Source organism: Clostridium drakei (genome assembly GCF_000633595.2).
Lineage (GTDB): Bacteria > Bacillota > Clostridia > Clostridiales > Clostridiaceae > Clostridium_AM > Clostridium_AM drakei.
Window position 1 is genome coordinate 13,386 of the sequence record NZ_JIBU02000037.1, and the last position, 24,595, is coordinate 37,980.

The window sequence follows — 24,595 nt, forward strand, 5'->3', positions numbered from 1 at the left end:
AATACCAATATGAAGTCTCTACAAAACATTGGCATTAAAGAAAAAACTTGATTTATCCAATAAGTTTATAGTACAATTTAAAATTGTAAATAAACATAATTTATAAAATTAAATATTAAAAAAAAGTTGCATAATTATAATTATGGATGTATAATTATTATATTAATCTAAGGAGTAAAAAGTTTATTAGAAAAGGGGAGAGAAAAATGAAAAGTTTAAAAAAAGCAGTAGTACTTATGCTATCAGTAATTTTCGTTGCTGCATTGTTTGCCGGATGCGGAAAGTCAAGCAGTGGTAAGAGTCAATCTCAGGGGGGAAATTCATTAGAAAAGATAAAAAAAGCAGGGGTATTAAAAGTAGGACTTGAGGATTCATTTCCTCCAATGGAGTTTAGAGACAAGCAAAATGAACTAAAAGGTTTCGATATAGATATGGCAAATGAAATAGGAAAAAAATTAGGGGTAAAAACTGAATTTGTATGTACTGATTTCAATGGAATAATTCTTGCACTTAAATCAGGTAAGTTTGATACTATAATTTCAGGTTTAAGCATTACAGATGAAAGAAAAAAAGAAATATCATTTTCAGATCCATATGTAATGAATTCACAAATAATAGTTGTTAAAAATGGAAATACTGTTGTAAAGAGTGCTAATGATTTAAAAGGCAAAACTGTGGGAGTAGGTCTGGGTACAACTAGTGAAAGTGTTGCAGCTAAAATGCAAGGATTAAAAGAAGTTAAAAAGTATGATAAAACTACAGAAGAACTTCAAGATTTATTAATAGGTAGAATTGATGCTGTTATAGTAGATGAGCCAGTAGGAAGATACTATATATCAGAAGCTGATAAAAAGGGTAAATATGAAGTTTTATCAGAAAAACTTACTAAAGAACCAATGGGCATAGGATTTAAAAATGAAGATAAAGAATTAAAAGATGCAGTTCAAAAGGCAATTGATGAATTAAAGAAGGATGGAACTTTCTCTAAGCTTTCAGTAAAATGGTTTGGAACTGATATATATAATGAAAAATAAAATTCATTTAATCAGAAATTACAGGACAATGAGATTATTAATCTCATTATCCTAAACTTAAAAAATTGAATTGGAGTGAAAGTATTGGATACAGGAATTATAATAAAAGTATTACCCATCCTTTTAAAAGGAAGTGTAATGACAATAGAACTTACTGTTATTGCGCTAGTTGTAGGAACAATGCTTGGAATATTTTTAGCACTTTTTAAACTTTCTAAGAATGTAGTGTTTAGAATAATATCAAGTTTTTATACATGGATATTTAGAGGAACTCCTCTACTTTTGCAGTTATTTTTCTTCTATTATGGTTTACCTTTCATGGGAGTTGAGTTAACACCTTTTTCCGCAGCAGCTATAGGATTAAGTTTAAACTGTGGTGCATATATGGCAGAAATAATAAGAGGTGGAATTCAATCTATAGATAAAGGACAGTTTGAAGCTGCAAAAGCTTTAGGTTTCACTTATGCAGATACTATGAAAAAGATAATATTGCCACAAACTTTTAAGGTTATAATACCACCTGTAGGAAATGAGTTTATAGCATTATTAAAGGATACTTCATTGGTATCAACTATCGCTATGGTAGAACTTATGAGATCTGCTCAACAGATATATGCAAGTACTTTTAGACCTATAGAGGTATTTTTCACAGCAGGTGTTTTATATCTTTTATTAACTACCATATTTACAGGTGTATTTGGAGTATTTGAAAAGAAACTTTCTGTTTATTAATAAAAAGGAGAAATTTTTATGGAAAATATAGTTGGAAATAATTGTATAGATTTTAATACTAAAGATCTTATGATAGAAGCTACAAATTTAACTAAAAAATTTAATGATTTAACTGTATTTGAAAATTTAAATGTTAATGTAAGAAAGGGAGAAGTTCTAGTTGTAATAGGACCTTCAGGATCAGGAAAAAGTACATTCTTAAGATGTCTCAATCATCTTGAAGAAATAACTGGTGGTAAAGTAGTTATAGAAGGTGAAGAACTAAATCCTAAAGATAAAAAGCTTATAAGAAAAATTACGACAAAGATGGGTATGGTTTTTCAAAACTTTAATTTATTTCCACATATGACAGCTATGCAGAATGTAATGGAAGCACCAGTTGTAGTAAAAAAGGAAAATAAAAATGAAGTTTTAGAAATGGCTAAAAAACTTCTAGAAAAAGTTGGACTTTCAGATAAAATGGATTATTATCCTTCAAAGCTTTCAGGTGGACAGAAACAAAGAGTTGCTATAGCAAGAGCACTTGCTATGAACCCAGACATAATGCTTTTTGATGAACCTACATCTGCACTAGATCCTGAACTTGTTGGAGAGGTTTTAAATGTAATGAAGGATTTGGCAAAAGAAGGAATGACCATGGTAGTTGTAACTCATGAAATGGGTTTTGCCAAGGAAGTTGCTGATAGGGTTATATTTATGGATGGTGGAAAAATTGTAGAACAAGGACCACCAGAACAGATATTTTCTCATCCTAAAGAAGAAAGAACAAAGGCATTTTTGGAAAAAGTGCTCTAAAAGATTGGTATAAAATAAGTGTCAGCTACAAAAAATGCAGTTGACACTTATTTATAAAATTAAGTATTTGAAAAATAAAAATATAAAAAAGATTGAGACTATAGATGATATCATAAATTCTCAATTGGAAAGACGGAGGTATTTTTTTATGAAAGATAAAGTTGTATTAGCGTATTCTGGTGGATTGGACACATCAATAATAATTCCTTGGCTTAAGGAAAACTATGATTTAGAGGTTATTGCAGCATGTATAAATGTTGGCCAAGGTGATGATATGAAGGAAGTTGAAGCAAAAGCGTTAAGAACTGGAGCTTCAAAAGTATATATTGAAGATTTAATAGAAGAATTTATAACTGATTATGTATTTAAAGGTATAAAAGCAGGAGCTTTATATGAAGAAAAGTATATGCTTGGAACTTCTTTTGCAAGACCATTAATGGCAAAAAGATTAGTTGAAATAGCACATGAAGAGGGAGCAAAATACATAGCACATGGCTGTACTGGAAAAGGAAATGATCAAGTACGTTTTGAAGTTGGTATAGCAGCTTTTGATCCTACAATAAAAGTAATCGCACCATGGAGAATATGGGATATAAAATCAAGAGAAGATGCTATAGATTATGCTAATGCTAAAGGGGTAGAAGTCCCAGTAACTAAAGAAAAAATATATTCAAGAGACAAGAACTTATGGCATTTAAGTCATGAAGGTGGAGATTTAGAAGATCCTAAAAATGAACATAAGCAGGAAATGTATCTTATGACAACTCCACCAGAGAAAGCAAAGGATGAAGTTACTTATGTAGAAATATATTTTGAACAAGGAATAGCTAAAAAATTAAATGGAAAAGAAATAGCTCCAGTTACATTGATAGAAACTTTAAATGAAATAGGTGGAGAAAATGGAATAGGAGTAATTGATATAATTGAAAATAGATTAGTAGGAATGAAATCAAGGGGTGTATATGAAACTCCAGGTGGAACAATTCTTTATGCAGCACATAAGGAACTTGAAAGATTGACCCTTGATAAAGCTACATTCCACTATAAACAAACAGTATCTCAAAAATATGGTGAATTAGTATATGATGGATTGTGGTTTAGTCCACTAAAAGAAGCTTTAGATGCTTTTGTAGATACTACTCAGAAAAATGTTACAGGATCAGTAAAATTAAAATTATATAAAGGCAATATAATGATAGCAGGCATAGATGCACCTTATGCTCTTTATGATGAAGGTATTTCTTCCTTTGGAGCTAGTGAATTATATAGCCATAAGGATGCAGAAGGATTTATAAATTTATTTGGTCTACCAAGCAAAATACAAGCTATGACTAATAAGAAGAAGGAAAAGTAATTATGAAACTTTGGGGTGGAAGATTTAAAAAAGCTGAAAACAAGCTCATGGAGGATTTTAACAGTTCTTTAGGGTTTGATAGAACTCTTTATTATGAAGATATTCAGGGAAGTAAAGCACATGTTAAAATGCTTGCTAAATGTGGAATTTTAACACAAGAAGAATGCGAAAGCATAACAACAGGATTAAATTCCATACTTTCAGATATAGAAAATGATGTACTTCAAATAGAAGGTGAGTATGAAGATATTCATAGTTTTGTAGAAACTAATTTAATAGAAAGAATAGGTCAAGTAGGAAAGAAACTTCATACTTCAAGAAGCAGAAATGACCAGGTAGCTGTGGATTTAAGACTTTATGCAAAGAAAAAAGCTTTTGAAGTTATAGAAGATATAGATGCACTTAGAGATGTAATAGTAAAAGTTGGAGAAGAAAATAATTATTTAATGCCAGGCTATACTCATCTTCAAAGAGCACAAGTAGTAACATTCAAACATCATATTATGGCTTATCATAATATGCTAACTAGAGATAAAAAGAGGGTGGAAAATGCCATAGAAATTATGGATGAAAGTCCACTTGGATGTTGTGCTTTAGCTGGAACTACCTACAATATAGATAGAAGTTTTACAGCTAAAGAATTAGGATTTAAAAAGCCAGTAGACAATTTCTTAGATGGAGTAAGTGATAGGGACTATGTTATAGAGCTTTTATCTTGTTTTTCTATAATGATGATGCACTTAAGCCGTTTAAGTGAAGAATTGATCCTCTGGAGTAGTAAAGAATTTGACTTTATTTCGATAGATGATGAGTTTTCAACAGGAAGCAGTATCATGCCTCAAAAGAAAAACCCAGATGCTGCAGAATTGATAAGAGGCAAAACAGGGAGAGTATACGGATCACTCATGGCACTGCTTACCACTATGAAAGGCATTCCCCTTGCCTATAATAAGGATATGCAGGAAGATAAAGAACAGTTTTTTAACTCCTTAGATACAGTATTAAGCTGTTTAAAAATAATGAGAGGTATGCTCTCCTCAATAAAAATTAAAAAGGAAAATACTTTTAATGCAGTTAAAAAAGGATTTTTAAATGCAACAGAAGCAGCAGATTATCTTGTTAATAAGGGTATGGCATTTAGAGATGCTCATAAGGTAATAGGTGAAATAGTGCTTTATTGTGAAGAAAAAGATAAAGCAATAGAAGATATTTCTTTAGAAGAATTGAAAAAATTTAGCGATCTATTTCAACATGATGTGTATGAGTTCATAGATTACAAGAATACTTTAAGTAGGGGAATAAAAACAGAATTAAAATAGTATTTAAAAAGGTTAAAGTAAAAAAAGTAGGTAGAAATTTTCTATCTACTTTTTTAAAATTATTTAACCTCTCGTCTGTCATGATCTCTATCTCTATCATGGTCTCTGTCTCTACCAAATAGTGAAAAGGCATACAAGCCGGCTATACCTACAAGAGCATATATAACTCTAGTAAAGCTAGACATGGTTCCAAATAACATAGCGACTAAATCGAATCCGAAAAATCCAATTAATCCCCAGTTTATAGCACCTATAATTACCAATATTAGTGCGATAATATCTAGTGTTTTCATGATTACATCTCCTTTATAATTTTATACAAGATTATTATTTGCATATTTTTAAAAATTATGAGTAAATAAAAAAAACAGGAAAAAATTTTCCCGTTTTTACTGTTCTTTAGTTATAATATCCAATTCTATGTTTCTATCTACAGGTTGATATAAAGAAATAAAAGTATTTGTTCTTTGGATTCCATCAACTCTTTGGATTTTATTCATTAATAAATTTTGAAGATCTTCTATGTTTTTGCAAATTACTTTTATAAATATAGTATATTCTCCAGTGGTATAATGAAGTTCAACAATTTCTTTTATAAGTTTTAATTGTTCTAGTGTTTCCTTGAATGTATTAGCTTTATCTAAGTATATTCCTATGAAACAGCAAACATCGTAGCCAAGTTTCGAATTATCTATAATCATCTTGGTTCCTTTAATTATGCCTAAATCCTCCATTTTTTTCATTCTAACATGTATAGTTCCTCCACTTACATGACATTGTCTAGCTATTTCAAGAAATGGAGTTCTAGAATCTTTTATGAGAATGTGCAGTATCTGAAGATCTAAGTCGTCTAATCCGTTAACTTTTAAATTCATGTATATCACTCCTTATATTAAATACAATGGTTATTAATTTCAAAAATAAATATTTATTATATGTAAGATAATTCAGTAGAAATAATATGTTATTAACATTATACCAAAAAAAATGTTGAATTAACAATTTTAAACGTTATCACAGAAAAAACTTGTTGATTTACAAGATTTATTTGCATTTTTTTACAAATAAATTGATAAAAAAATATTTTTTGCTATAATATTTATTAATATCATAAATACTATGGTTGTATATTATCATATTATCAACAAGGCAGTGCTATAATAATTTGATTAAATATTATATTAATTTGTGCAAAGTAAATGATAGCACATGATTTGTAAATTAACAAGGATAATTTTAAATTAACTTAAAATGGATGATTTTAAAAATATTTATTGAATTATTGATGTCTAATAGTTCCTATATATAATTGTAATGGATATTATAGTAATAATTAGCATAGAATTATTTAGGAAAGATTATATTTTTAAACATGTTATTGATGAAAAAGGGTAGGAGTGTTATAAAATAAGGCTTCTGCCCTTTAGTTATATATAAATATGAAAAAGTATTATTTTAAAAATTTTTTAAAAATTGACAAAAAAATTTGTGATATTTATAATTAACTATGAGTATACAAAGTGCAATTTAAGAGGTGATAATATGGATTATATCCATGTAAAACTACTTGGGAACTTTATTGCAACCTTTAATGGAAAAAATATATTATTTCCATATAGTAAAGTCCAAGCTCTATTTTGCTATTTGGTAATAAAAAAGCAAGCTACACGAGATGAATTGTCAACGCTTTTATGGCCAGATATGGAAGAGAGTATTTCAAGAAAAAATTTAAGAAATGCAATATACAAATTAAAAAAAGTTTTTGGTAAAGAAGAAGTAATAGATTTTTTAAATAAGTCTACAATTCTATTTAGTGAAAGTACAAAGATAGATACAGATGTAGATGAATTTATTAATAACAAAGATGAAGTAGATATATATAAAGGTGAATTTTTAAAGGGATTTGTACCCAAAGATGCTGAAAACTTTCAAAGATGGGCATTTGAAATACGAGAACATCTTCAAATAATATATATAAAAAGGCTTAAAGATAAAATACAATCAGAAGAAATTACTAAAAATTATGATGAAATCGAGAAATATTGCAAGTTAGTTATAAAAGTTGACGAATTTGATGAGGAAGCTTATAGAAAGTTAATTTGTTGTTATAAAAATCAAAGAAAATTTAATAGTGCTATTGAATTATACAATAAACTTTCAGATACATTAAATAAGGAATTATTTATAGTTCCTGATGCTAAAACAACTGAGACCTTTAGAGAAGTATTAAATTTAATGGATGTAAGACATAAAGAAGAAAATAATGAAAATTATTTTTATGGAAGAATTAATGAATTAAGACTTATGGAGAATAATTATAAAAATTTTATTAATGATAAAAACTCAAAGTCAATATTGATAAAAGGTGAAATGGGTATAGGTAAAACAAGTCTTAAGGAGAGATTTCTTCAGACTATTGAAAAAGATAAAGAAGTCTACATTTTTGAAACAAATTGCTATCAGTTTGAAAATGAATATGCATTAAAGCCTTGGAGAAATATTATTTCAAGCTTAGCTTATGTTATAGCTGGTAATAAGAATAAAACTTCTGGTATTTTAGAAAATATAATAAGAGAACTTGTTCCAGAAGTAAATAGTGGTTCTAGATATTCAAAAAATGTTAAATTAGAGGATACTATAGAGCTATTAAAGCATGATGTAGTTGGAAACATATTAACATATATATTAAAAAAAATATCTATTGATAAAAAAATTTTATTAGTATTTGAAGATATACAATGGATGGATTCAGTTAGTATTTCTTTACTTACAAGTATCATATCTAAATGTGAAGAAAATAATATAATGTTTTTGCTTACGTTTAGAAATGAATTTAATCATAATGTAGATAAATTTTTAGTTTCTGCAAAAAAATATGACAGAATTGAAATTATAGAACTTAATAGATTTACTACTTCTGAAGTGGAAAATTTTATAAAAAAGGCTTTACCAAAGTATAGTTTGTCAAAGGACATTATAAATAAAATATATGTAGAAACTGAAGGAAATGCATTTTTTCTTAAAGAATATCTTAATATAATAAAGTCAGAAAATAATATAAATATAATGACATCTAAGGTACAGGATGTTTTAAAAACTAGGTTTATAGATATATCTTACGATGAAAAAAAAATAGTTGAAATAGCATCGTTATTTCATGACGAAGTACCTATGTTTATATTAAAAGAATTAACACAAAAAGATGAGCTGGAAATTATGGATATAATAGAAAAGCTTGAAGGAAGATTTATTTTAAAAGAGTCAATAAATGAAAAAAATATATGTTTTAAGTTTACTCACCAAAAGTTAAGAGAATTTCAATATATGAATTTATCTGAAGCAAAAAAGAAAATACTTCATAATAAAATAGGCAAAATAATAGAAAAAACATTAAAAAATAACATAGGAGATATCAATATTTATTATAAATTGATATACCACTTTGAAAATGCATATAACTATATAGACGCTCTTAAATATAGAATTAAAAATTTAAACGTTTATCTTAATTTTAGCCATGAGCTTTTTCCTATAATTTATTATAGTAATGAATCCTATAATGAATTATATTTCAATGATAAAGAAACAACTAAAAGTCTTATGGAAATTGAGAAATCTTTGGACAATTTAAAAGTTAGAGAAGAAAATTCTATTGAAGTATTAAAATTGGAAGTAAGCGTGCTTCATATAAAAGGAAGATATTTGATAAGAAAAGGTGAGTATGAAGAGGGAATAAAAAATATTCAAGATATGATAGATAAGTCTAGTGAAATTGAGTGTAATGATTATGCTATAGAAGGCTATAAGCAAATGATTTACTATTGTATTCAAACAAATAAAAGCGATGAAATGATAAAATATATAAATTGTGGACTTGAACTAGCTGTCAAGTGTAACTATTATGAAGAGGTTGGAATAATATTAAGACTCAAGGCTTTATATAAAAAGATGGTGGGAGAATATGAAGAAGCTCAAATGTTAATGCAGGAATCTATAAATACTTTAAGTGAAACTAAGCATGCTTTTGATAAATATGCTTTAAATATAGCTGCTTGCTATAATTATATGGGAGATATAAGAAAGAGAAAAGAAAACTTTTTAGAAGCATTAGATTACTATAATAAAGCTATTGAAATATGTGAACAAAAAAATGTACTAACTAGTCTTGCTCTATTTTATACTAATGCAGGAGAAACAGCTTTTTATACAAATGATTATAATCTATCAACAAAGTATTTCAAAAAGGCCTTAAATATTTATAAGAAGTTTGATCTTATATGGGGAAAATCCATAGCTGAGGCCTTTATGTCAATAATTTTAATGAAAGATGGAAACTTTGAAGAATCTTTTAAGTTTTTAAAAAGTGCTGATATGAATTCGAAGATTTTAAAAAATCCAAAAGAAATAGGTACGGTTTTTAGAGCTAAAGCAGAAGTGCGGTTTTATGTTAAAGATAATATGTATTTTGATCATATATTTAAAGGTTATTTGGATGATGATTTTCAAGAATATGCTAAGCAAGGCATAATGTATTTAAATGAAGCTATGGATCAGCATCAAGTTGATGATTTAAACAGGTTAATTACTTAGGATAATATAAAACCTTTCTTAATTTTTAATAACAAAATTAAGAAAGGCTTTATATTATCCATTTTTATCCGATGGATAGGTATTCCTCATAAGCAAATTCCATCTGAGTCTAAGAATCACTTGATTTAGTAATTTGAAAAATAAAAATTTAGCGTCTATAAAAAATATGTTGAATTAAAAAGAAAATTCTAAATAATAATAATTTATAGACGTTTAAAAGATGTGTAGACGTTATAATAAAGTAAAATATAAACAATTAGGAGGAAGTATGTATGAGTAAATTAGTAGAATGTGTGCCTAATTTTAGTGAGGGTAGAGATAAAGAAATAATTGAAAAAATTGTAGATGAAGTTAGAAAAACAGAGGGTGTAAAGCTCTTGGATTATTGTTCAGATAAAGATCACAATAGGTCTGTTGTAACTTTTATAGGTGGTCCAGAAGAAACAAAGGAAGCTGCTTTTAAACTTATTAAAAAAGCATCAGAACTTATAGATATGAGTAAGCATTCTGGAGCACATCCAAGAATGGGAGCTACAGATGTAGTACCTTTTATTCCTATAAGAGATATAACTACTGAAGAATGTGTTCAAATTGCTAAAGAGCTAGGAAAAAAGGTTGGGGATGAATTAAATATACCTGTTTATTTATATGAAGATGCTGCTTCATGCCCAGAAAGACAAAACTTGGCAAATGTAAGAAAAGGCCAATATGAAGGTTTCTTTGAAAAAATAAAAAAACCTGAATGGAAACCAGATTTTGGACCAAGTGAAATGAACAAAAAAAGTGGAGCTACTGTTATAGGAGCGAGGTTCCCATTAATAGCTTATAATGTAAATTTGGGTACAGATAACATTGAAATAGCTAATGCAATATCTAGAAGAATAAGACATATAAGTGGAGGATTAAGATATGCTAAGGCTGTTGGAGTAATGTTAAATGAAAGAAATATAGTTCAAGTGTCAATAAACATGGTTAATTATGAAAAAACAGCTGTATACACTATTCAGGAAATGGTGAAAATGGAAGCTAAAAGATATGGTGTTCCTGTAATTGGTGCAGAAGTTATTGGATTAGTTCCAATGAAGGCATTAATTGATTGTGCAGAATATTATCTTCAGATTGAAAATTTTGATATTAAGCAAGTTTTGGAAACAAATTTAAGTGAGTAAGTAGAATTTCGTATAATTAAGTATAGATCTTTTAAGGAGGAAAATAACATGGTTAATAACATTAACATTAAAGAAGCTATGACTATAAAATTGGATGATGAAATACCTGAAATGCCTAAATTTGTTGAAGGTATAAGAAGAGCACCTGATAGGGGATTTCATTTAACTAAATCACAGACAGAGATAGCTTTGAAAAATGCTTTAAGATATATCCCACCTAAATATCATGAACAATTAATACCTGAATTTTTAGAGGAGCTTACAACAAGAGGAAGAATTTATGGATATAGATTTCGTCCAGAAGGAAGAATATATGGAAAGCCTATTGATGAATATGAAGGAAAATGTACAGAAGGTAAAGCTTTTCAAGTTATGATAGAAAATAATCTGGATTTTGAAGTAGCTTTATATCCTTATGAATTAGTTACCTATGGAGAGACAGGTAGTGTGTGTCAGAACTGGATGCAGTATAGACTTATAAAAAAATATTTAGAGGTTATGACTCAAGATCAAACTTTAGTAGTTGAATCTGGTCATCCTCTTGGTTTATTCAAATCAAAACCAGATGCACCAAGAGTAATAATAACAAATGCTATGATGGTAGGTATGTTTGACAATCAAAAGGATTGGGAAATAGCAGAAGAAATGGGTGTTGCAAATTATGGACAGATGACTGCAGGAGGATGGATGTATATAGGACCACAGGGTATAGTTCATGGTACTTTTAATACATTACTTAATGCAGGAAGGATGAAGCTTGGAATACCAAATGATGGAGACTTAAGAGGACATTTGTTTATAACTTCAGGTCTTGGAGGAATGAGTGGTGCTCAGCCAAAGGCTATAGAAATAGCTAATGGAGTTGGTATAGTAGCAGAAGTTGATCAATCTAGAATAGATACAAGACTTAATCAAGGATGGGTTAAAGAATGTTCTTCTGATTTAGATAAAATATTTAAAATTGCACATGAATATATGGAGAAAAAAGAACCTATGTCCATTGCTTATCATGGAAATATAGTAGATTTACTTGAATATGTAGCTAAAAATAATATAAAAGTAGAATTACTATCAGATCAAACTTCTTGTCACGCTGTATATGAAGGTGGTTATTGTCCACAGGGAATTACATTTGATGAGAGGACAAAACTTCTTGCAGAGGATAGAGAAAAATTTGATGAGTTGGTAGATAAGAGTTTGAAACGTCATTTTGAATTAATAAAAATTTTAGTAGATAAAGGAACATATTTCTTTGATTATGGTAATTCCTTTATGAAAGCTGTTTATGATGCTGGAGTTAAAGAAATATCTAAAAATGGAATAGATGAAAAAGATGGATTTATATTCCCTTCTTATGTAGAGGATATAATGGGACCACAATTATTTGACTATGGATATGGTCCTTTTAGATGGGTTTGTTTAAGTGGAAAAGAAGAAGACTTAATTAAAACAGATAAAGCTGCTATGGAATGTATAGATCCAAATAGAAGATATCAAGATAGAGATAATTATAATTGGATAAAAGATGCAGAAAAGAATAAGTTAGTAGTAGGAACTCAAGCAAGAATATTATATCAAGATGCTATTGGAAGAATAAATATAGCACTTAAGTTTAATGATATGGTAAGAAAAGGTGAAATAGGACCTGTAATGATGGGAAGAGATCATCATGATGTTAGTGGAACAGATTCTCCTTTTAGAGAAACTTCAAATATTAAAGATGGAAGTAATGTAATGGCAGATATGGCTATCCAATGCTATGCAGGAAATGCAGCTAGAGGAATGAGTTTGGTTGCACTTCATAATGGCGGAGGTGTTGGAATAGGTAAATCTATAAATGGAGGCTTTGGATTAGTATTAGATGGAAGCTATAAAGCAGATGAAATAATTAAATCAGCACTTAGTTGGGATGTTATGAGTGGTGTTTCTAGACGTTCTTGGGCAAGAAATGAACATTCTATTGAAACAGTTATGGAGTTTAACAAAACTCATCAAGGTACAGATCATGTAACACTTCCTTATTTAGTTGAAGGAGAAGGAATAAAAAAGGAAGTTGAGAAATATTTTAGTAAATTGAAATAGGAGCATAGATTTTAGTGGAGGTGATTGAATGATAATTAAAAATATAAGTTTTCTAGTAACTTGTGCAGGAGATTATCCTAAAAAAAAGGATAAATTGAAAGATGCAGGTGTAATTGAAAACGGATATATAGTTATACATGATAAAACTATAGTAGAAGTTGGCAGCGGGGAAGGTTATAAAAAATATTTAAAAGATGATGAAATTGTAATAGATGCATATGGTAAGACTGTAACCCCTGGACTTGTAGATAGCCATACTCATGTAGTTTATGCAGGTTCTAGAGAATTCGAATTACCTTTAAAACTTCAAAATGTTCAGTATATAGATATATTAAATGCTGGAGGCGGAATTTTAAGCACTGTAAGCAATACAAGAAAAGCATCAATAGAAGAATTAGAACAGGATACAAGGAAAAGATTAGATTTGATGCTTGCTCATGGTACTACTACAGTAGAAAGTAAATCGGGTTATGCTCTGGACTTTGAGAATGAAATAAAAATGTTACAAGTAAATGCCAATTTAAATAAAAGGCATCCTATGGATATAGTTTCAACTTATCTTGGAGCCCATGCAGTACCTAATGAATTTAAACAAAATAGAGAAGGCTATATAGATCTTATAATTGAAAAGGTAATTCCTTATGTAAAGGAACATAAGTTAGCAGACTTTGTTGATTGTTTTTGTGAAGAGGGCGTATTTACAATAGAAGAAAGTAGAAAAATTCTAAAAGCTGCTCAAAAATTAGGACTTAAAGCTAAAATTCATGTAGATGAAATAGAATCCATAGGAGGAGCAGAACTATCAGGAGAAATTAGAGCGGTATCTGCAGAACATCTAGTAGCAGCTTCAGATGAAGGAATAAAGGCTATGGCAGAAAATAATGTAGCTGCAGTACTTTTGCCTACTACATCCTTTTATCTGATGTTAAATAAATTTGCAAGAGCAAGAAAAATGATAGAAGAAGGGGTTACTGTGGCACTAGCTACAGATTGTAATCCAGGAACTTCTCCTACAGAATCATTACAAAGTACAATGACATTTGCATGTTTCGGACTTAAAATGCTGCCAGAGGAAATAATAAATGCAATGACTATAAATGCGGCTTGTGCGGTTGGACGTGAAAAGGAAATTGGAAGTATTGAAAAAGGAAAGAAAGCGGATATAGCTATATTTGATGCTAAAAATTTAAATTATTTGATGTATCATTTTGGAGTAAATGCAGTAGATAAAGTCATTAAAAATGGAGTCATTGTAGTAGAGGATGGAAAGACTGTGTACTAAATAACATATTTCTAGAAATGGAGGAATATAAAATGCTGCAAAACTTAAATGTAAAAGATTTCGTAGATGAATTAGCTTCTAAATCTCCAGCACCAGGTGGAGGTAGTATAGCAGCTCTTTCAGCATCTTTGGCTAGTTCTCTTGCCAGTATGGTATTTAATCTTACTGTAGGGAAAAAAGAGTATATGGAATATGAAGACAAATTGCAAAAAGACATTGATGAATCTTTGCAAAAGGTTGGAATATTGAAAGATCAGTTTTTAGAATTAATGGAAAGGGATACAAATGCTTTTTTATCACTAATGAAAGCATTTAAGATGCCTAAAAGTACAGAGGAAGAAGTTAAAATTAGAAAAGAAAAAATATCAGAAGGAAATAAGCAGTCCTTAGAAATTCCATTAGAAGTAGCTAATAAAGCTTATGAAATTTATAATTATATATACATAGCAGTAATGTATGGAAATAAAAATGCATTATCAGATGCTGGTGTTGCAGCTTCATTGACGGAAACTGCAGTAGAAGGTGCTATACTAAATGTAAAAATAAATATAATGGGTTTAAAGGATGAATCATATAAAAATGACTTAAGGGATAAATGTAATGTTTTATTAGAAAAGAGCAAAAAAAGAAAAGAAGAAATTATGAATATAATAGAAAAGAAATTGATTTAAAACTTGGAGGCGTGTAACAATGAAAACTGTTAATTTAAAAGGTGAAGGCCTTACTTTGGATGATATTATAAATGTTGCTTACAATGACTATAAAGTTTGCCTTACGGAAGATGCTAGAGAAAAAGTAAAAAAATCGAGAGCTATAGTAGATGATATAGTTGATAAAAATAAAATAGTATATGGAATTACAACAGGGTTTGGAAAGTTTTCAGATGTAACTATAACAGGAGAACAATGTAAAACACTTCAGAGAAACTTAATAATATCTCATGCTTGTGGAGTTGGACGAAAGTTTCCAAAGGAAGTAGTAAGAACAATAATGCTTTTAAGAGCAAACAATTTAGCTAAAGGATATTCAGGAATAAGATTAAGTGTTTTAGAAACTCTTTTGGATATGCTTAATAAAGGTGTACATCCTTCTATACCTGAAAAAGGTTCATTAGGAGCCTCTGGAGATTTAGCACCACTTGCACACATGGTACTACCTATGCTTGGTGAAGGAGAAGCTGAATTTCAAGGAGAAATTTTATCAGGGAAAGAAGCTATGGAAAAGGCAGGGGTATCCCAAGTAGAGCTTGTAGCTAAAGAGGGATTAGCACTTATAAATGGAACTCAGGTAATGACATCGGTAGGTTCATTGGCTTTATATAAGGCCATAGAGCTTTTAAAACTTAGTGATATTACAGCAGCAATGACTATAGAGGCTTTAAGAGGAATAAAAGATGCTTTTGATCCAAGAGTACATGAAGTAAGACCTCATAAAGGTCAAGTTCAAACAGCTAAAAATATACTTGCTTTGCTAGATGGTAGTTCTTTTGCCACTAGACAGGGAGAATTAAGGGTTCAAGATGCTTATGCTTTAAGATGTGTACCACAGGTTCATGGAGCAAGTAAAGATGCTATAAATTATGTTAAAGAAAGAGTAGAAACAGAAATAAATTCTGTTACAGATAATCCTATTGTATTCGAAAATGGAGATGTAATATCAGGTGGTAATTTTCATGGCCAGCCTATGGCTTTAAGTTTTGATTTCCTTGGAATTGCAGCATCCGAAATTGCTAATATATCAGAAAGAAGATTAGAAAGATTAGTAAACTATCAATTAAATGATTTACCACCATTCTTAGTGAAAAATGGTGGACTAAATTCTGGATTCATGATTACGCAATATGCAGCAGCAGCTTTGGTATCAGAAAATAAAGTACTTGCACACCCAGCTAGTGTAGATTCTATTCCTTCATCAGCTAATCAAGAAGATCATGTAAGTATGGGAACTATTGCTGCTAGAAAGAGTTTAGAGATTGTAAACAATGTAACCAGAGTATTGGCAACAGAACTTATGGCTGCTTGTCAGGCTATAGATTTTAGAGATGGACTTAAATTAGGAAAAGGTACTCAGGAAGTATACAATATAGTGAGAAGTAAAGTAGGCTTCATAGAAGAAGATACAGTTATGTATAAGGAACTAGATAAGTGTGAAGAACTTTTGACTAGTGGAGAAATTTTAAAAGCAGTAGAAGAAAAGGTAAAAGTAGAAATATAAATATAAATAAAAATATATTAATTTAATAATTACTATTTGTTTTTCATACTGGAATTCTGTGAAATATTCAAGATTCCAGTATGAAATATAAAATGTTAAGTTTATATTGGAATTTTATATCATGCCATTGCACATGGAATATTCAGAAAATTAAACTTTGTTTGAATAGAATTTAAATTCGGTTGCATGTGATTAAATCTTGGAGAAAGATAATTTATCCTAATTTAATTAGTATTATAACATTATAACTTTAATAAGATGCAGTGATGTTGATTATTTGATATAATGAAATAATTGTTTATTAAAAAATGTATTTATATATTTATTTTTTTATAAAAGGAGGAAAATTATGGGTAATGAACAAGGAGTAGGAAGTTCTAATGAGGGCAAATTAAAAAGGGAATTGGGATTAGCTGCTGCTACTGCGATTGTAGTAGGAAATATTATTGGTTCTGGAATTTTTATGGCACCAGCATCTTTGGCAAGAGCATCTAATCCGAAAACTGCTATTTTAGCTTGGACTATTACAGCCATAGGATCTTTATTAATTGCATTAAGTTTTGGTAATATGGGTGCAGCTATGCCAAAAACGGGAGGCCCTATTGTTTATACAAGAGCAGCTTTTGGAGATTTTGCAGGTTTTTTAATTGCCTGGACTTATTGGATTGCAACTTGGGTTGGAAATGCAACTATTATTACTGCTTTTATGAGTTATTTTGTATACTTTGTACCACAAGCTAATACACCAATTATTGCATTTTTAGTAACCTCAGCAGTTCTTTGGATTTTTACTATAATTAATATTTTAGGGGTAAAGAATGCTGGAATTATTGGTATAGTTAGTACAATACTTAAAGTATTAGCATTAGTAGTATTTATAGTTATTGCTGCAGTTCATTTTAATCCTAACTTTTTAAATACTGTAGCTAAACCAGAGCTGTCAGGAATGGGAAGTTTATCTGGAGCCATAGCAATAGCACTATGGTCTTTTGTAGGACTAGAAAGTGCAACAGTTCCAGCTGGAGAAATTAAGGACCCAGAAAAAAATATAAGAAAAAGTACTATATATGGTACTTTAATTTCAGCAGTTATTTATATTCTTATTAGTGTTGTTGCTATGGGAGCAATTGACCAAGCTTCGCTTGCTAAATCAGATGCACCGCTTGCAGATATTATAAATACTGTAACAGGAGGTTCATGGGGAGGCGCCTTTATTGCAATGGGAGCTATTATATCAACTTTAGGAGGAACTTCTGGTTGGATTATGACTACAGCTAGAGGTGCCTTTGCAGCAGGAGAGGATAGATTATTTCCAAAGATATTTGCGAAAATTCATCCAAAATATAATACACCAGCCGCAGCATTAATTATTAGTGGTATATGTGCTAACATACTATTGGTAATGAACTATGTTGGTACTTTAAGATCAGCCTTTGATTTTATGATGCTACTTGCAACTTTAGCATTTTTGCCAGCATACACTTTTACAACTGCAGCAGAGATAGTGCTTTTAAGCAAGCATTCAAAGGATTTTAATTTCTGGAATTTCTTAAAAAGTTCATTTATTACACTAGTTGCATTAATATATTCTATATATGCAATTTATGGAACAGGAGCGGAGACAGTAATGTATGGATTCTTACTATTACTTATGGGTATTCCAATTTACGTATATATGATGCTTCAAAACAATAAAGAAGATAAATCTGTAGATAAACTTAGAGAATCAGCAGGTTTAGATATATAAAATACTATTTATCAGATAAAAATAATGTCCTAAAAATTAATTTAGGACATTATTTTTTTACTTACATTCACATTGACAGTTACAAGTGTCATTTAATATTACTTTGTATATTTGTTCATATCTATAAGTACAGGAACCATTTTGCTGCATATCAGCGCATAATTCTGTTTCAGCATAATAAATGTCATTACCCCTAGTTAAAATGGCTCTATATTTATCAGAATCACTTAATTCATATGCTTCTACAAAACCACTTTCACTGGTAATATTTTGAGAGCCGATTTTTATAGCTCTATCTAGCATAAGCTCAATTTTTACTTTTTTATCAAGTATATCTTGCATAAGTTGTTTGTAATCAATCATATATTTTACCTCCTAGTTATTTTTATAATATTATATCATAATAATAATTATTTATAAATAGTAAATATAAAAGTTTGGAATATTTTTAAAATAATTATATATCATTAAACATTGATTTTATAATGTTTCACAAAAAAAGGTATTGATATAAAAGGAAAAGTATATAATAATAGAATTAATAGACAAAAGTGAAGGAGGAGAAGTAGATGCCTTTATGGACAAAAGTAGTTTTGCAGGTTTTGTTTTTCGTAATAATTTTTGTAGTTGTTTACAATCAGTTAAAAATTCGTTTATTATCAAAGTTTCATCCAAATAAGTGGATTATTTTAGCCATAGCGATAATAGCATTTTTTGTGCCTAATATAATAGCAGGTTATTATAAATATAATTTAGCTGAAAGTGCATGGCAGTACTTACAGTCCGCAATATTTATAGTTTTTTTCTTATGGTTTATAGATTTGAGAACTGGAGCTATATATAATAATGGTAGAAATGGTAATTCCAAAGGAAAAAATACAGTTATAAAGCCTAAAGCAAAACCTAATAGAGTAAATAAAAATAAGCATAGTAATGAAAAATAGTTGAAACATTATATAAGGGATTATTACAAAGTAAATTAAATCCTTGTATAAAAACAAAAACCATGCATAAATAGGAAAGTAAACTTTCTTGTTTATGCATGGTTTTTATATTAACTTAATCCTAACCCTTTTCTTTTATTTATTATATGAGCTTCTATATCGTTTGCAACTTCAACAGGATTATCTCCTAGTGCGATTTTTCCACCTGTTACATCTTCTACTTTTTTAGTTAGAAGCTCTACAAGCTTAGGAGCTCCTGTCATAAAAGGAGTAGGAGATAGATGAGTATAAGCTCCATAGGCTAATGCAAAAATTCCATCTATGGTTGCTTTTTGCTCCATCCATTCTGGAGCAGTAACAGCTATTGGAAGGTCAGATACATCAACATCCAAATGATCTGCTAGAGCAGTAACAAGCATAGAGATTCTACCTGTATCAGTGCAGGTTCCAAAGCTTAGTACTGGAGGAATTTTTAACATATTGCATACTTCTTTTAATCCTTCACCAGCTAATTCATTAGCTCCTTCTACTGTACATAATCCTGCAACTTCAAGAGCATGATTTCCACAGCCACCACTAACAACTAATATATCTTTCTTTATAAGTTCTTTTGTGAGATTTATTGTAACCCAGTCTTGAGGACCATTCCTTAAAGTAGAACAGTTTGCAAGAGCTACAACTCCTTTAATTTTCCCAGCAGCTATTACATCTACTAAAGGATCAAGTTTGTTTCCAAGAGCGCCTAACACAGCTTCAGTGGAAAAACCAGCTATAGCTTTCTGAATTTTTTTAGGAACCATTGGTTGAATATTTCTCTCTTTTCTCTTTTTAAAATTTTCTATAGCAAGTTCAATCAATCTATCAGCCATAGCATTTACTTTAGAAGGATCATAAGGAATTTTTTCATCAAGCCCTGGTAAATCAATTATAGTACTTACAGATACTAAAGTTACTTGATATTTTTCAGCATACATATCTATAGCTGGTGGTGAGCAATTTTCCTCCATTGCAAACACATCTACAGTACCAGTAGCTAATAATGGCTCTATAGTAAGCCAGTTTCCCATATGACCTACAAATACATCATCTATTTCAAATCTTTGCAGTAATTCCTGCCCTGTTTCTATTGAACCAACTATTCTAAGACCTTTAGCACCAGCAGCTTTTGCTTTTTCTTGAACTTCTGGAGTTCTTGCTTTTAATATAGTGGCAACTCCAGGCCAAGGTTGATGGCCATTAAATACTACATTTACATACTCTGGGTCCATAATTCCTAAATCCATATTAACTTCATGTGGGGTTGGTGTTCCGAATAGTATATCTTGAACCATTTCTAGACCTATTTGGGAATTATATATAGTTGCTATACCGAGTCTCAGAGCTTTCATAGCCAAAGAAACATGGCTTCCATCTACATTTGTAAGACAACTAGCTACACAATTTTGTTCCTCGTGCACTGTTCCACCAGGATATATATCTAGTTTCCTCCATAATTCCTTTCTTTTTTTTGGGGCAAAAGCTTCAATCATGATGTTCTTATCTTCTATACCAATTATTTGTTGATCTTCAAGTAGAACAGCTAATTCTATGGCCATATCATTGATTTCTTGATTTGTATTTATACCTACTTTTTCACACATCCATTTAAGTTTATTTACATCTGTAATTTTAAATGGAGTTTTTCCTTCTGCTGTAGCTTTCAATGTTCTAAAAGCTTCATAAGCATGATGACTATATGTACCTGCGCCCATTATATTTTTTAAAAGAAAATTTCTCATTGCCATTGCATCAGGACCTATTCCACATACACCTTTGGTTTGACCTGTTTTTTCACTTATTCTACATGGGCCATTTGAACATAATTGACAGCTTAAACCTTCAAGACAAAATTTACACCTAATTTTGTCTTGAAGAGAATATCTATCAAATGCATTAGACATTCCATCTTCTCTAATTCTTTTAAGCATCTCCTCTACAGAATCATGATAACTTACTCTACCTTCTGATTTTTCTAGTATAGTTTCACTCATAAATTATTCACTCCTTTTACTATTATAACTAGTGCTAATAGTAAATTTTCCTATAATGAATTTAATTATACATTTGTAATTTTCCATAATTAGGATTATCTCTCTATATAAATAGAAACTTAATATAAATGTGTTGGGATACAATATCATCAAGTTTTTTCTAAAAAACATCTAAAATGTACATAAAAATTAAAAAATGATGTCGAAATATAATGTTTTTTACAAAAATATATTGACTAATTATATTTTAAGTGTTATTATTTTACTTGTAATTGAGTCGAAAATTATCAATAAACATACTATCGTGGACAAATTAAGTTTTGTTGATATAATAGACTTATTATTAAATAATATCCCCTATTAAGCCACATGTTCCCCCATGTAGGCTTTTTCTTTTTGGTAAGAATTTAAAACTTTTTGCCAAAGAACGTGAATGATAGATATGAAATTAAATTAGATACAGATAATATACCTATTAGTATAATAAACATAAATTCGAGCTATTTTCCTATAATGGACAATCCCAATGTTTCCATAAGAGTGCAATATTTGTCTGCACATAACACCACAAAAGATTCTTTATATCGTGGCAATGTTATGGTTAAAGGCCACATATGTTTCTGTATAATGTCTTTTTCATTATCATTTAATTTGAAGTACTTGGTTGCATTTTGTAATGCGATATTAGGATGAATAAAACCATGCAGTCCTTTTTGAGGTCGTTTCATATGCCAATCATACAAGAAGAAGTCATGAAGTAATCCTCCTCTTGCTGCTGATTGAAAGTCAAGTCCCAATCGTTTGCATATCATATAACTGATATATGACACATAAATACTGTGTTCGAAACAATTTGTATTGCCATGTTGTATATAATTTTTCATTGATATTATCATTTCATGATGAATAACATCGTAGACACATTTTCCATATTCTTTGTTACTAAAGAAATCTATTTTTAAGCTCAACTTTAACCTTATCCATTTGATCATTTAAGACACTCCTTATATCATTATTTATAATGCTAGCATTCAAAATTAACAGCCGTGGAAATGCAATAAACAATCTCTTATATTGAATAATTTTTTCATAGTACCTGTTGAGCGAAATATTTGAGGAATTTAAAATTACCTTTCTCAAACCCAAAGTATCCTTAACAGACTTAACTGTATCTGTTAGAAAGTATAAAAGCAGTATTGCTACTAAATAGCCTTTGGTAGATGTAGGTATTAAAAAAAGCACTTTCAAAATTGTGGGATGCACAAACTTGATCAGCAAAAATGTTAACACTCCCCAAAGAAGTGAGTATTTAAGACAAATATATCCTTTAAGATTAAATGCATTACTACTATAGTCCCACCACTTACAATCAAAAATTTTTTCTAAAAGAAATCCTGTGATATATTCCAATACAGTTACTAAAATCATAGCAATTATTATATTAATGATAATTGCAATAAATGGGTTTTCAAAAATATTTGAAATCCATTTTGAAGACTGAATAGCCAAAATAGCTCCAAAGCCATAAATAGGACATACAAATCCGTTTAAAAATCCTCTATTTATAATTTTCTTTTCATTTATGCTAGCAAAAATAGTTTCTAATGCCCATCCTAAAAATGAGTATATTGTGAAAAGCAGTAGTAAACCATTAAAGTATCCCATATCTTTGATCTCCTTTCTTTTATATTCTTTAACTTTCTTACTTTTAGAATGTAACACGTGTTGTTTATTACTCATATATGTATTATAATTAAAATGCATTTATTAAACAATGGTCAAAAAATCAAAATAATGTTGCTTAATACTCACAAATAAATAAAGTGTTACTTTAGGGGGATATTATGAAAAGAAAATTAGAAACTAAAGATAGGCGAATTAAAAAAACTCAAAAAAGCATACGTGATGCTTTAGTTGATCTACTTTCAGAGAAGGATGTTTCTGAAATCACTATAAAAGAACTAGCAGAGAGAGCAAATATAAATCGTAAGACTTTCTACATGCATTATTCAAGTATAGATGATATATTTGATAAAATAGAGAATGAAATTATTGAAAAACTTTTGCTTATTTTAGAAAAATATGATTTTTTTCAAGCACAATTTGATGGATATGCCTTTTTTACTAGTTTAAATAATTTGATTACCGAAGACTACGATTTTTTTGAAAAGTTAGTTCGAGCAAATTCTTATAATTTTCTTTTTACTAAGGTAAAGAAAGTATTAAAAGATACAATCATAGAAAAATTTCATGAAAAATTTGATATTGATAGGGAGATGTTAAGTTTATATACTGAATTTATTGCTTCTGGACTCATGTCTATGTATGCTGAATGGTTTAGTATGAATTCAAAACTCTCTTTAGAAGACTTAGCAAAAGCAGGCAGTAATATTGCATTTAATGGAATTAAATCGATACTTGCAAAACAAGTGTCTTCTTTTTGATGAAACGCAGTTAAGGTAGGAAAAAGCATAAAAGTTTGTATATTATTACGTTGCTAGGTAATATGATAAATAATTGTTATTTGAGAAGGTGAATATATGGAAAGAATATTAGATTGTGAAACGGTAGAAAGTATCTGTCAATCTCTTAGTAGTATTCTTGAACTTGATAGAAATAAAGATAAATTTATATTCATTAGTTAAAGAAAAAATTGATGAATGTAAATGGGGAAAATTTAGAAAGAAAATAGAAACATCACTTTGCTTATTTATATAGGATGAAAGCAAGAGACGAATTTCATTGGGGCTCTATACAATGGTGGTAAAGGATGCCGCTTTTAGTAGTGAAGAGATTGGAAATCATGATTATCTTAAAATTCCAGAAATTGTGGAAGATATATGTGTTTGCTTTGAGAAAATTTATGGTATTAATCTTTATATAAGTAATTCTAAGTCTATGATTGTAATACCTGCCATGACTCAACGACAAAGTCTATTCCAAAAGGATCAATTGTTAAAATTGAAGAAATAGATAGAGTTTTAGTTGGATTGGTATATAGCTATGCACTTAAGTATTTACTACGAATACTGCCAGAATAGTCTTTAAAAGAGCTTAAACAATTATTAAAAGATTAAAGAAGCTAAAGTAAAAAATTTGTTTAAAAAGCAGTCAGAAACTTTAAAAGAGTATACCTATATAATAAAAATAAAATAAGTTCGCATAGCAAATAGAATGCAGCTTATTTAAATGCTGATATAATAATAAAACTCGGATAAATGTGGATACACCATCCGAGCCTTTATTTTTTATTTAGTAGGAATTTAAAACTTTTTTGCTCAAAAAAACATGCCGTTAGGCATT

21 protein-coding genes are annotated in these 24,595 nt (G+C 29.4%); 15 read left to right on the forward strand and 6 right to left on the reverse strand.

Annotated features, from left to right (window positions below):
• Positions 1 to 206 precede the first annotated feature (206 nt).
• The 5 genes from EG57_RS0217785 (at position 207) to argH (ending at position 5,234) form a co-directional block, all read left to right on the forward strand.
• Positions 207 to 1,034 (forward strand): ABC transporter substrate-binding protein, encoded by an 828-nt coding sequence (locus tag EG57_RS0217785; RefSeq protein ID WP_032078493.1) that lies wholly within the window; start codon positions 207 to 209, stop codon positions 1,032 to 1,034.
• 84 nt (positions 1,035 to 1,118) lie between these two features.
• Positions 1,119 to 1,766, forward strand: coding sequence for an amino acid ABC transporter permease (locus EG57_RS0217790; protein ID WP_032078494.1), 648 nt, complete (start codon positions 1,119 to 1,121; stop codon positions 1,764 to 1,766).
• An 18-nt stretch (positions 1,767 to 1,784) separates the two neighbouring features.
• Positions 1,785 to 2,561 (forward strand): amino acid ABC transporter ATP-binding protein, encoded by a 777-nt coding sequence (locus tag EG57_RS0217795; RefSeq protein WP_032078495.1) that lies wholly within the window; start codon positions 1,785 to 1,787, stop codon positions 2,559 to 2,561.
• A gap of 148 nt (positions 2,562 to 2,709) precedes the next feature.
• Positions 2,710 to 3,915: an argininosuccinate synthase gene (locus EG57_RS0217800; RefSeq protein WP_032078496.1), complete on the forward strand. Its 1,206-nt coding sequence runs from the start codon at positions 2,710 to 2,712 to the stop codon at positions 3,913 to 3,915.
• Between the two features lie 2 nt (positions 3,916 to 3,917).
• A complete protein-coding gene (gene argH, locus EG57_RS0217805; protein WP_032078497.1) occupies positions 3,918 to 5,234 on the forward strand; it encodes an argininosuccinate lyase in 1,317 nt (438 codons plus the stop codon).
• A gap of 59 nt (positions 5,235 to 5,293) precedes the next feature.
• On the opposite strand, the gene EG57_RS0217810 is transcribed toward argH, so the two are convergent.
• Both EG57_RS0217810 and EG57_RS0217815 read right to left on the reverse strand, forming a co-directional pair.
• Entirely contained in the window at positions 5,294 to 5,527 is a 234-nt protein-coding gene (locus tag EG57_RS0217810; protein ID WP_032078498.1) for a DUF378 domain-containing protein, read from the reverse strand.
• A gap of 96 nt (positions 5,528 to 5,623) precedes the next feature.
• On the reverse strand, positions 5,624 to 6,109 hold the full coding sequence (locus tag EG57_RS0217815; RefSeq protein ID WP_029162021.1) for an Lrp/AsnC ligand binding domain-containing protein: 486 nt from the start codon (positions 6,107 to 6,109) through the stop codon (positions 5,624 to 5,626).
• Positions 6,110 to 6,776: 667 nt separating this feature from the next.
• Between EG57_RS0217815 and EG57_RS0217820 the strand changes: the two genes are divergently transcribed.
• The 7 genes from EG57_RS0217820 to EG57_RS0217850 all read left to right on the forward strand — a co-directional run bounded on the left by EG57_RS0217820 (position 6,777) and on the right by EG57_RS0217850 (position 18,318).
• Positions 6,777 to 9,824: an AAA family ATPase gene (locus EG57_RS0217820; protein WP_032078499.1), complete on the forward strand. Its 3,048-nt coding sequence runs from the start codon at positions 6,777 to 6,779 to the stop codon at positions 9,822 to 9,824.
• 272 nt (positions 9,825 to 10,096) lie between these two features.
• Positions 10,097 to 10,993, forward strand: coding sequence for a glutamate formimidoyltransferase (gene ftcD / locus EG57_RS0217825; RefSeq protein WP_032078500.1), 897 nt, complete (start codon positions 10,097 to 10,099; stop codon positions 10,991 to 10,993).
• Positions 10,994 to 11,041: 48 nt separating this feature from the next.
• Complete coding sequence (locus EG57_RS0217830; protein ID WP_032078501.1) at positions 11,042 to 13,075, forward strand: urocanate hydratase; 2,034 nt, start codon at positions 11,042 to 11,044, stop codon at positions 13,073 to 13,075.
• A gap of 28 nt (positions 13,076 to 13,103) precedes the next feature.
• The gene (gene hutI / locus EG57_RS0217835; RefSeq protein WP_032078502.1) at positions 13,104 to 14,357 is read left to right on the forward strand and encodes an imidazolonepropionase; all 1,254 of its coding nucleotides are present in this window, start codon (positions 13,104 to 13,106) and stop codon (positions 14,355 to 14,357) included.
• A 32-nt stretch (positions 14,358 to 14,389) separates the two neighbouring features.
• Complete coding sequence (locus EG57_RS0217840) at positions 14,390 to 15,028, forward strand: cyclodeaminase/cyclohydrolase family protein (protein ID WP_032078503.1); 639 nt, start codon at positions 14,390 to 14,392, stop codon at positions 15,026 to 15,028.
• Positions 15,029 to 15,047: 19 nt separating this feature from the next.
• Entirely contained in the window at positions 15,048 to 16,571 is a 1,524-nt protein-coding gene (hutH, locus tag EG57_RS0217845; RefSeq protein ID WP_032078504.1) for a histidine ammonia-lyase, read from the forward strand.
• A 349-nt stretch (positions 16,572 to 16,920) separates the two neighbouring features.
• Positions 16,921 to 18,318 carry an APC family permease gene (locus tag EG57_RS0217850; RefSeq protein ID WP_032078505.1) on the forward strand — a complete coding sequence of 466 codons (1,398 nt, stop codon included), beginning with the start codon at positions 16,921 to 16,923 and terminating at the stop codon, positions 18,316 to 18,318.
• Between the two features lie 57 nt (positions 18,319 to 18,375).
• On the opposite strand, the gene EG57_RS0217855 is transcribed toward EG57_RS0217850, so the two are convergent.
• On the reverse strand, positions 18,376 to 18,681 hold the full coding sequence (locus EG57_RS0217855) for a hypothetical protein (RefSeq protein WP_032078506.1): 306 nt from the start codon (positions 18,679 to 18,681) through the stop codon (positions 18,376 to 18,378).
• Between the two features lie 206 nt (positions 18,682 to 18,887).
• Here EG57_RS0217855 and EG57_RS0217860 point away from each other — a divergent pair, with 206 nt between their 5' ends.
• Positions 18,888 to 19,262 (forward strand): hypothetical protein, encoded by a 375-nt coding sequence (locus EG57_RS0217860; protein ID WP_032078507.1) that lies wholly within the window; start codon positions 18,888 to 18,890, stop codon positions 19,260 to 19,262.
• 110 nt (positions 19,263 to 19,372) lie between these two features.
• Here EG57_RS0217860 and cooS read toward each other — a convergent pair whose 3' ends face one another.
• The 3 genes from cooS to EG57_RS0217875 all read right to left on the reverse strand — a co-directional run bounded on the left by cooS (position 19,373) and on the right by EG57_RS0217875 (position 22,957).
• Positions 19,373 to 21,292, reverse strand: coding sequence for an anaerobic carbon-monoxide dehydrogenase catalytic subunit (gene cooS, locus EG57_RS0217865; RefSeq protein WP_032078508.1), 1,920 nt, complete (start codon positions 21,290 to 21,292; stop codon positions 19,373 to 19,375).
• Between the two features lie 500 nt (positions 21,293 to 21,792).
• Entirely contained in the window at positions 21,793 to 22,284 is a 492-nt protein-coding gene (locus tag EG57_RS0217870) for an HD domain-containing protein (RefSeq protein WP_032078509.1), read from the reverse strand.
• Complete coding sequence (locus tag EG57_RS0217875) at positions 22,235 to 22,957, reverse strand: putative ABC transporter permease (RefSeq protein WP_032078510.1); 723 nt, start codon at positions 22,955 to 22,957, stop codon at positions 22,235 to 22,237. Before EG57_RS0217875 ends, EG57_RS0217870 begins: the two co-directional genes overlap by 50 nt.
• Positions 22,958 to 23,136: 179 nt before the next feature.
• On the opposite strand from EG57_RS0217875, the gene EG57_RS0217880 reads away from it, so the two are divergent.
• Positions 23,137 to 23,736, forward strand: a complete 600-nt coding sequence (locus EG57_RS0217880) for a TetR/AcrR family transcriptional regulator (RefSeq protein ID WP_032078511.1) — start codon at positions 23,137 to 23,139, stop codon at positions 23,734 to 23,736.
• Between the two features lie 313 nt (positions 23,737 to 24,049).
• Positions 24,050 to 24,265, forward strand: a complete 216-nt coding sequence (locus tag EG57_RS0217885; RefSeq protein WP_032078512.1) for a hypothetical protein — start codon at positions 24,050 to 24,052, stop codon at positions 24,263 to 24,265.
• Positions 24,266 to 24,595: the final 330 nt, after the last annotated feature.

What these genes read in the sequence shown, in the direction of transcription:
- EG57_RS0217785 (WP_032078493.1), top strand. Translation starts at nt 207, where the DNA reads ATGAAAAGTTTAAAAAAAGCAGTAGTACTTATGCTATCAGTAATTTTC.
- EG57_RS0217795 (WP_032078495.1), top strand. Translation starts at nt 1,785, where the DNA reads ATGGAAAATATAGTTGGAAATAATTGTATAGATTTTAATACTAAAGAT.
- EG57_RS0217800 (WP_032078496.1), top strand. Translation starts at nt 2,710, where the DNA reads ATGAAAGATAAAGTTGTATTAGCGTATTCTGGTGGATTGGACACATCA.
- argH (WP_032078497.1), top strand. Translation starts at nt 3,918, where the DNA reads ATGAAACTTTGGGGTGGAAGATTTAAAAAAGCTGAAAACAAGCTCATG.
- EG57_RS0217810 (WP_032078498.1), bottom strand. Translation starts at nt 5,527, where the DNA reads ATGAAAACACTAGATATTATCGCACTAATATTGGTAATTATAGGTGCT.
- EG57_RS0217815 (WP_029162021.1), bottom strand. Translation starts at nt 6,109, where the DNA reads ATGAATTTAAAAGTTAACGGATTAGACGACTTAGATCTTCAGATACTG.
- EG57_RS0217820 (WP_032078499.1), top strand. Translation starts at nt 6,777, where the DNA reads ATGGATTATATCCATGTAAAACTACTTGGGAACTTTATTGCAACCTTT.
- ftcD (WP_032078500.1), top strand. Translation starts at nt 10,097, where the DNA reads ATGAGTAAATTAGTAGAATGTGTGCCTAATTTTAGTGAGGGTAGAGAT.
- EG57_RS0217830 (WP_032078501.1), top strand. Translation starts at nt 11,042, where the DNA reads ATGGTTAATAACATTAACATTAAAGAAGCTATGACTATAAAATTGGAT.
- hutI (WP_032078502.1), top strand. Translation starts at nt 13,104, where the DNA reads ATGATAATTAAAAATATAAGTTTTCTAGTAACTTGTGCAGGAGATTAT.
- EG57_RS0217840 (WP_032078503.1), top strand. Translation starts at nt 14,390, where the DNA reads ATGCTGCAAAACTTAAATGTAAAAGATTTCGTAGATGAATTAGCTTCT.
- hutH (WP_032078504.1), top strand. Translation starts at nt 15,048, where the DNA reads ATGAAAACTGTTAATTTAAAAGGTGAAGGCCTTACTTTGGATGATATT.
- EG57_RS0217850 (WP_032078505.1), top strand. Translation starts at nt 16,921, where the DNA reads ATGGGTAATGAACAAGGAGTAGGAAGTTCTAATGAGGGCAAATTAAAA.
- EG57_RS0217855 (WP_032078506.1), bottom strand. Translation starts at nt 18,681, where the DNA reads ATGATTGATTACAAACAACTTATGCAAGATATACTTGATAAAAAAGTA.
- EG57_RS0217860 (WP_032078507.1), top strand. Translation starts at nt 18,888, where the DNA reads ATGCCTTTATGGACAAAAGTAGTTTTGCAGGTTTTGTTTTTCGTAATA.
- cooS (WP_032078508.1), bottom strand. Translation starts at nt 21,292, where the DNA reads ATGAGTGAAACTATACTAGAAAAATCAGAAGGTAGAGTAAGTTATCAT.
- EG57_RS0217870 (WP_032078509.1), bottom strand. Translation starts at nt 22,284, where the DNA reads ATGATCAAATGGATAAGGTTAAAGTTGAGCTTAAAAATAGATTTCTTT.
- EG57_RS0217875 (WP_032078510.1), bottom strand. Translation starts at nt 22,957, where the DNA reads ATGGGATACTTTAATGGTTTACTACTGCTTTTCACAATATACTCATTT.
- EG57_RS0217880 (WP_032078511.1), top strand. Translation starts at nt 23,137, where the DNA reads ATGAAAAGAAAATTAGAAACTAAAGATAGGCGAATTAAAAAAACTCAA.
- EG57_RS0217885 (WP_032078512.1), top strand. Translation starts at nt 24,050, where the DNA reads ATGGTGGTAAAGGATGCCGCTTTTAGTAGTGAAGAGATTGGAAATCAT.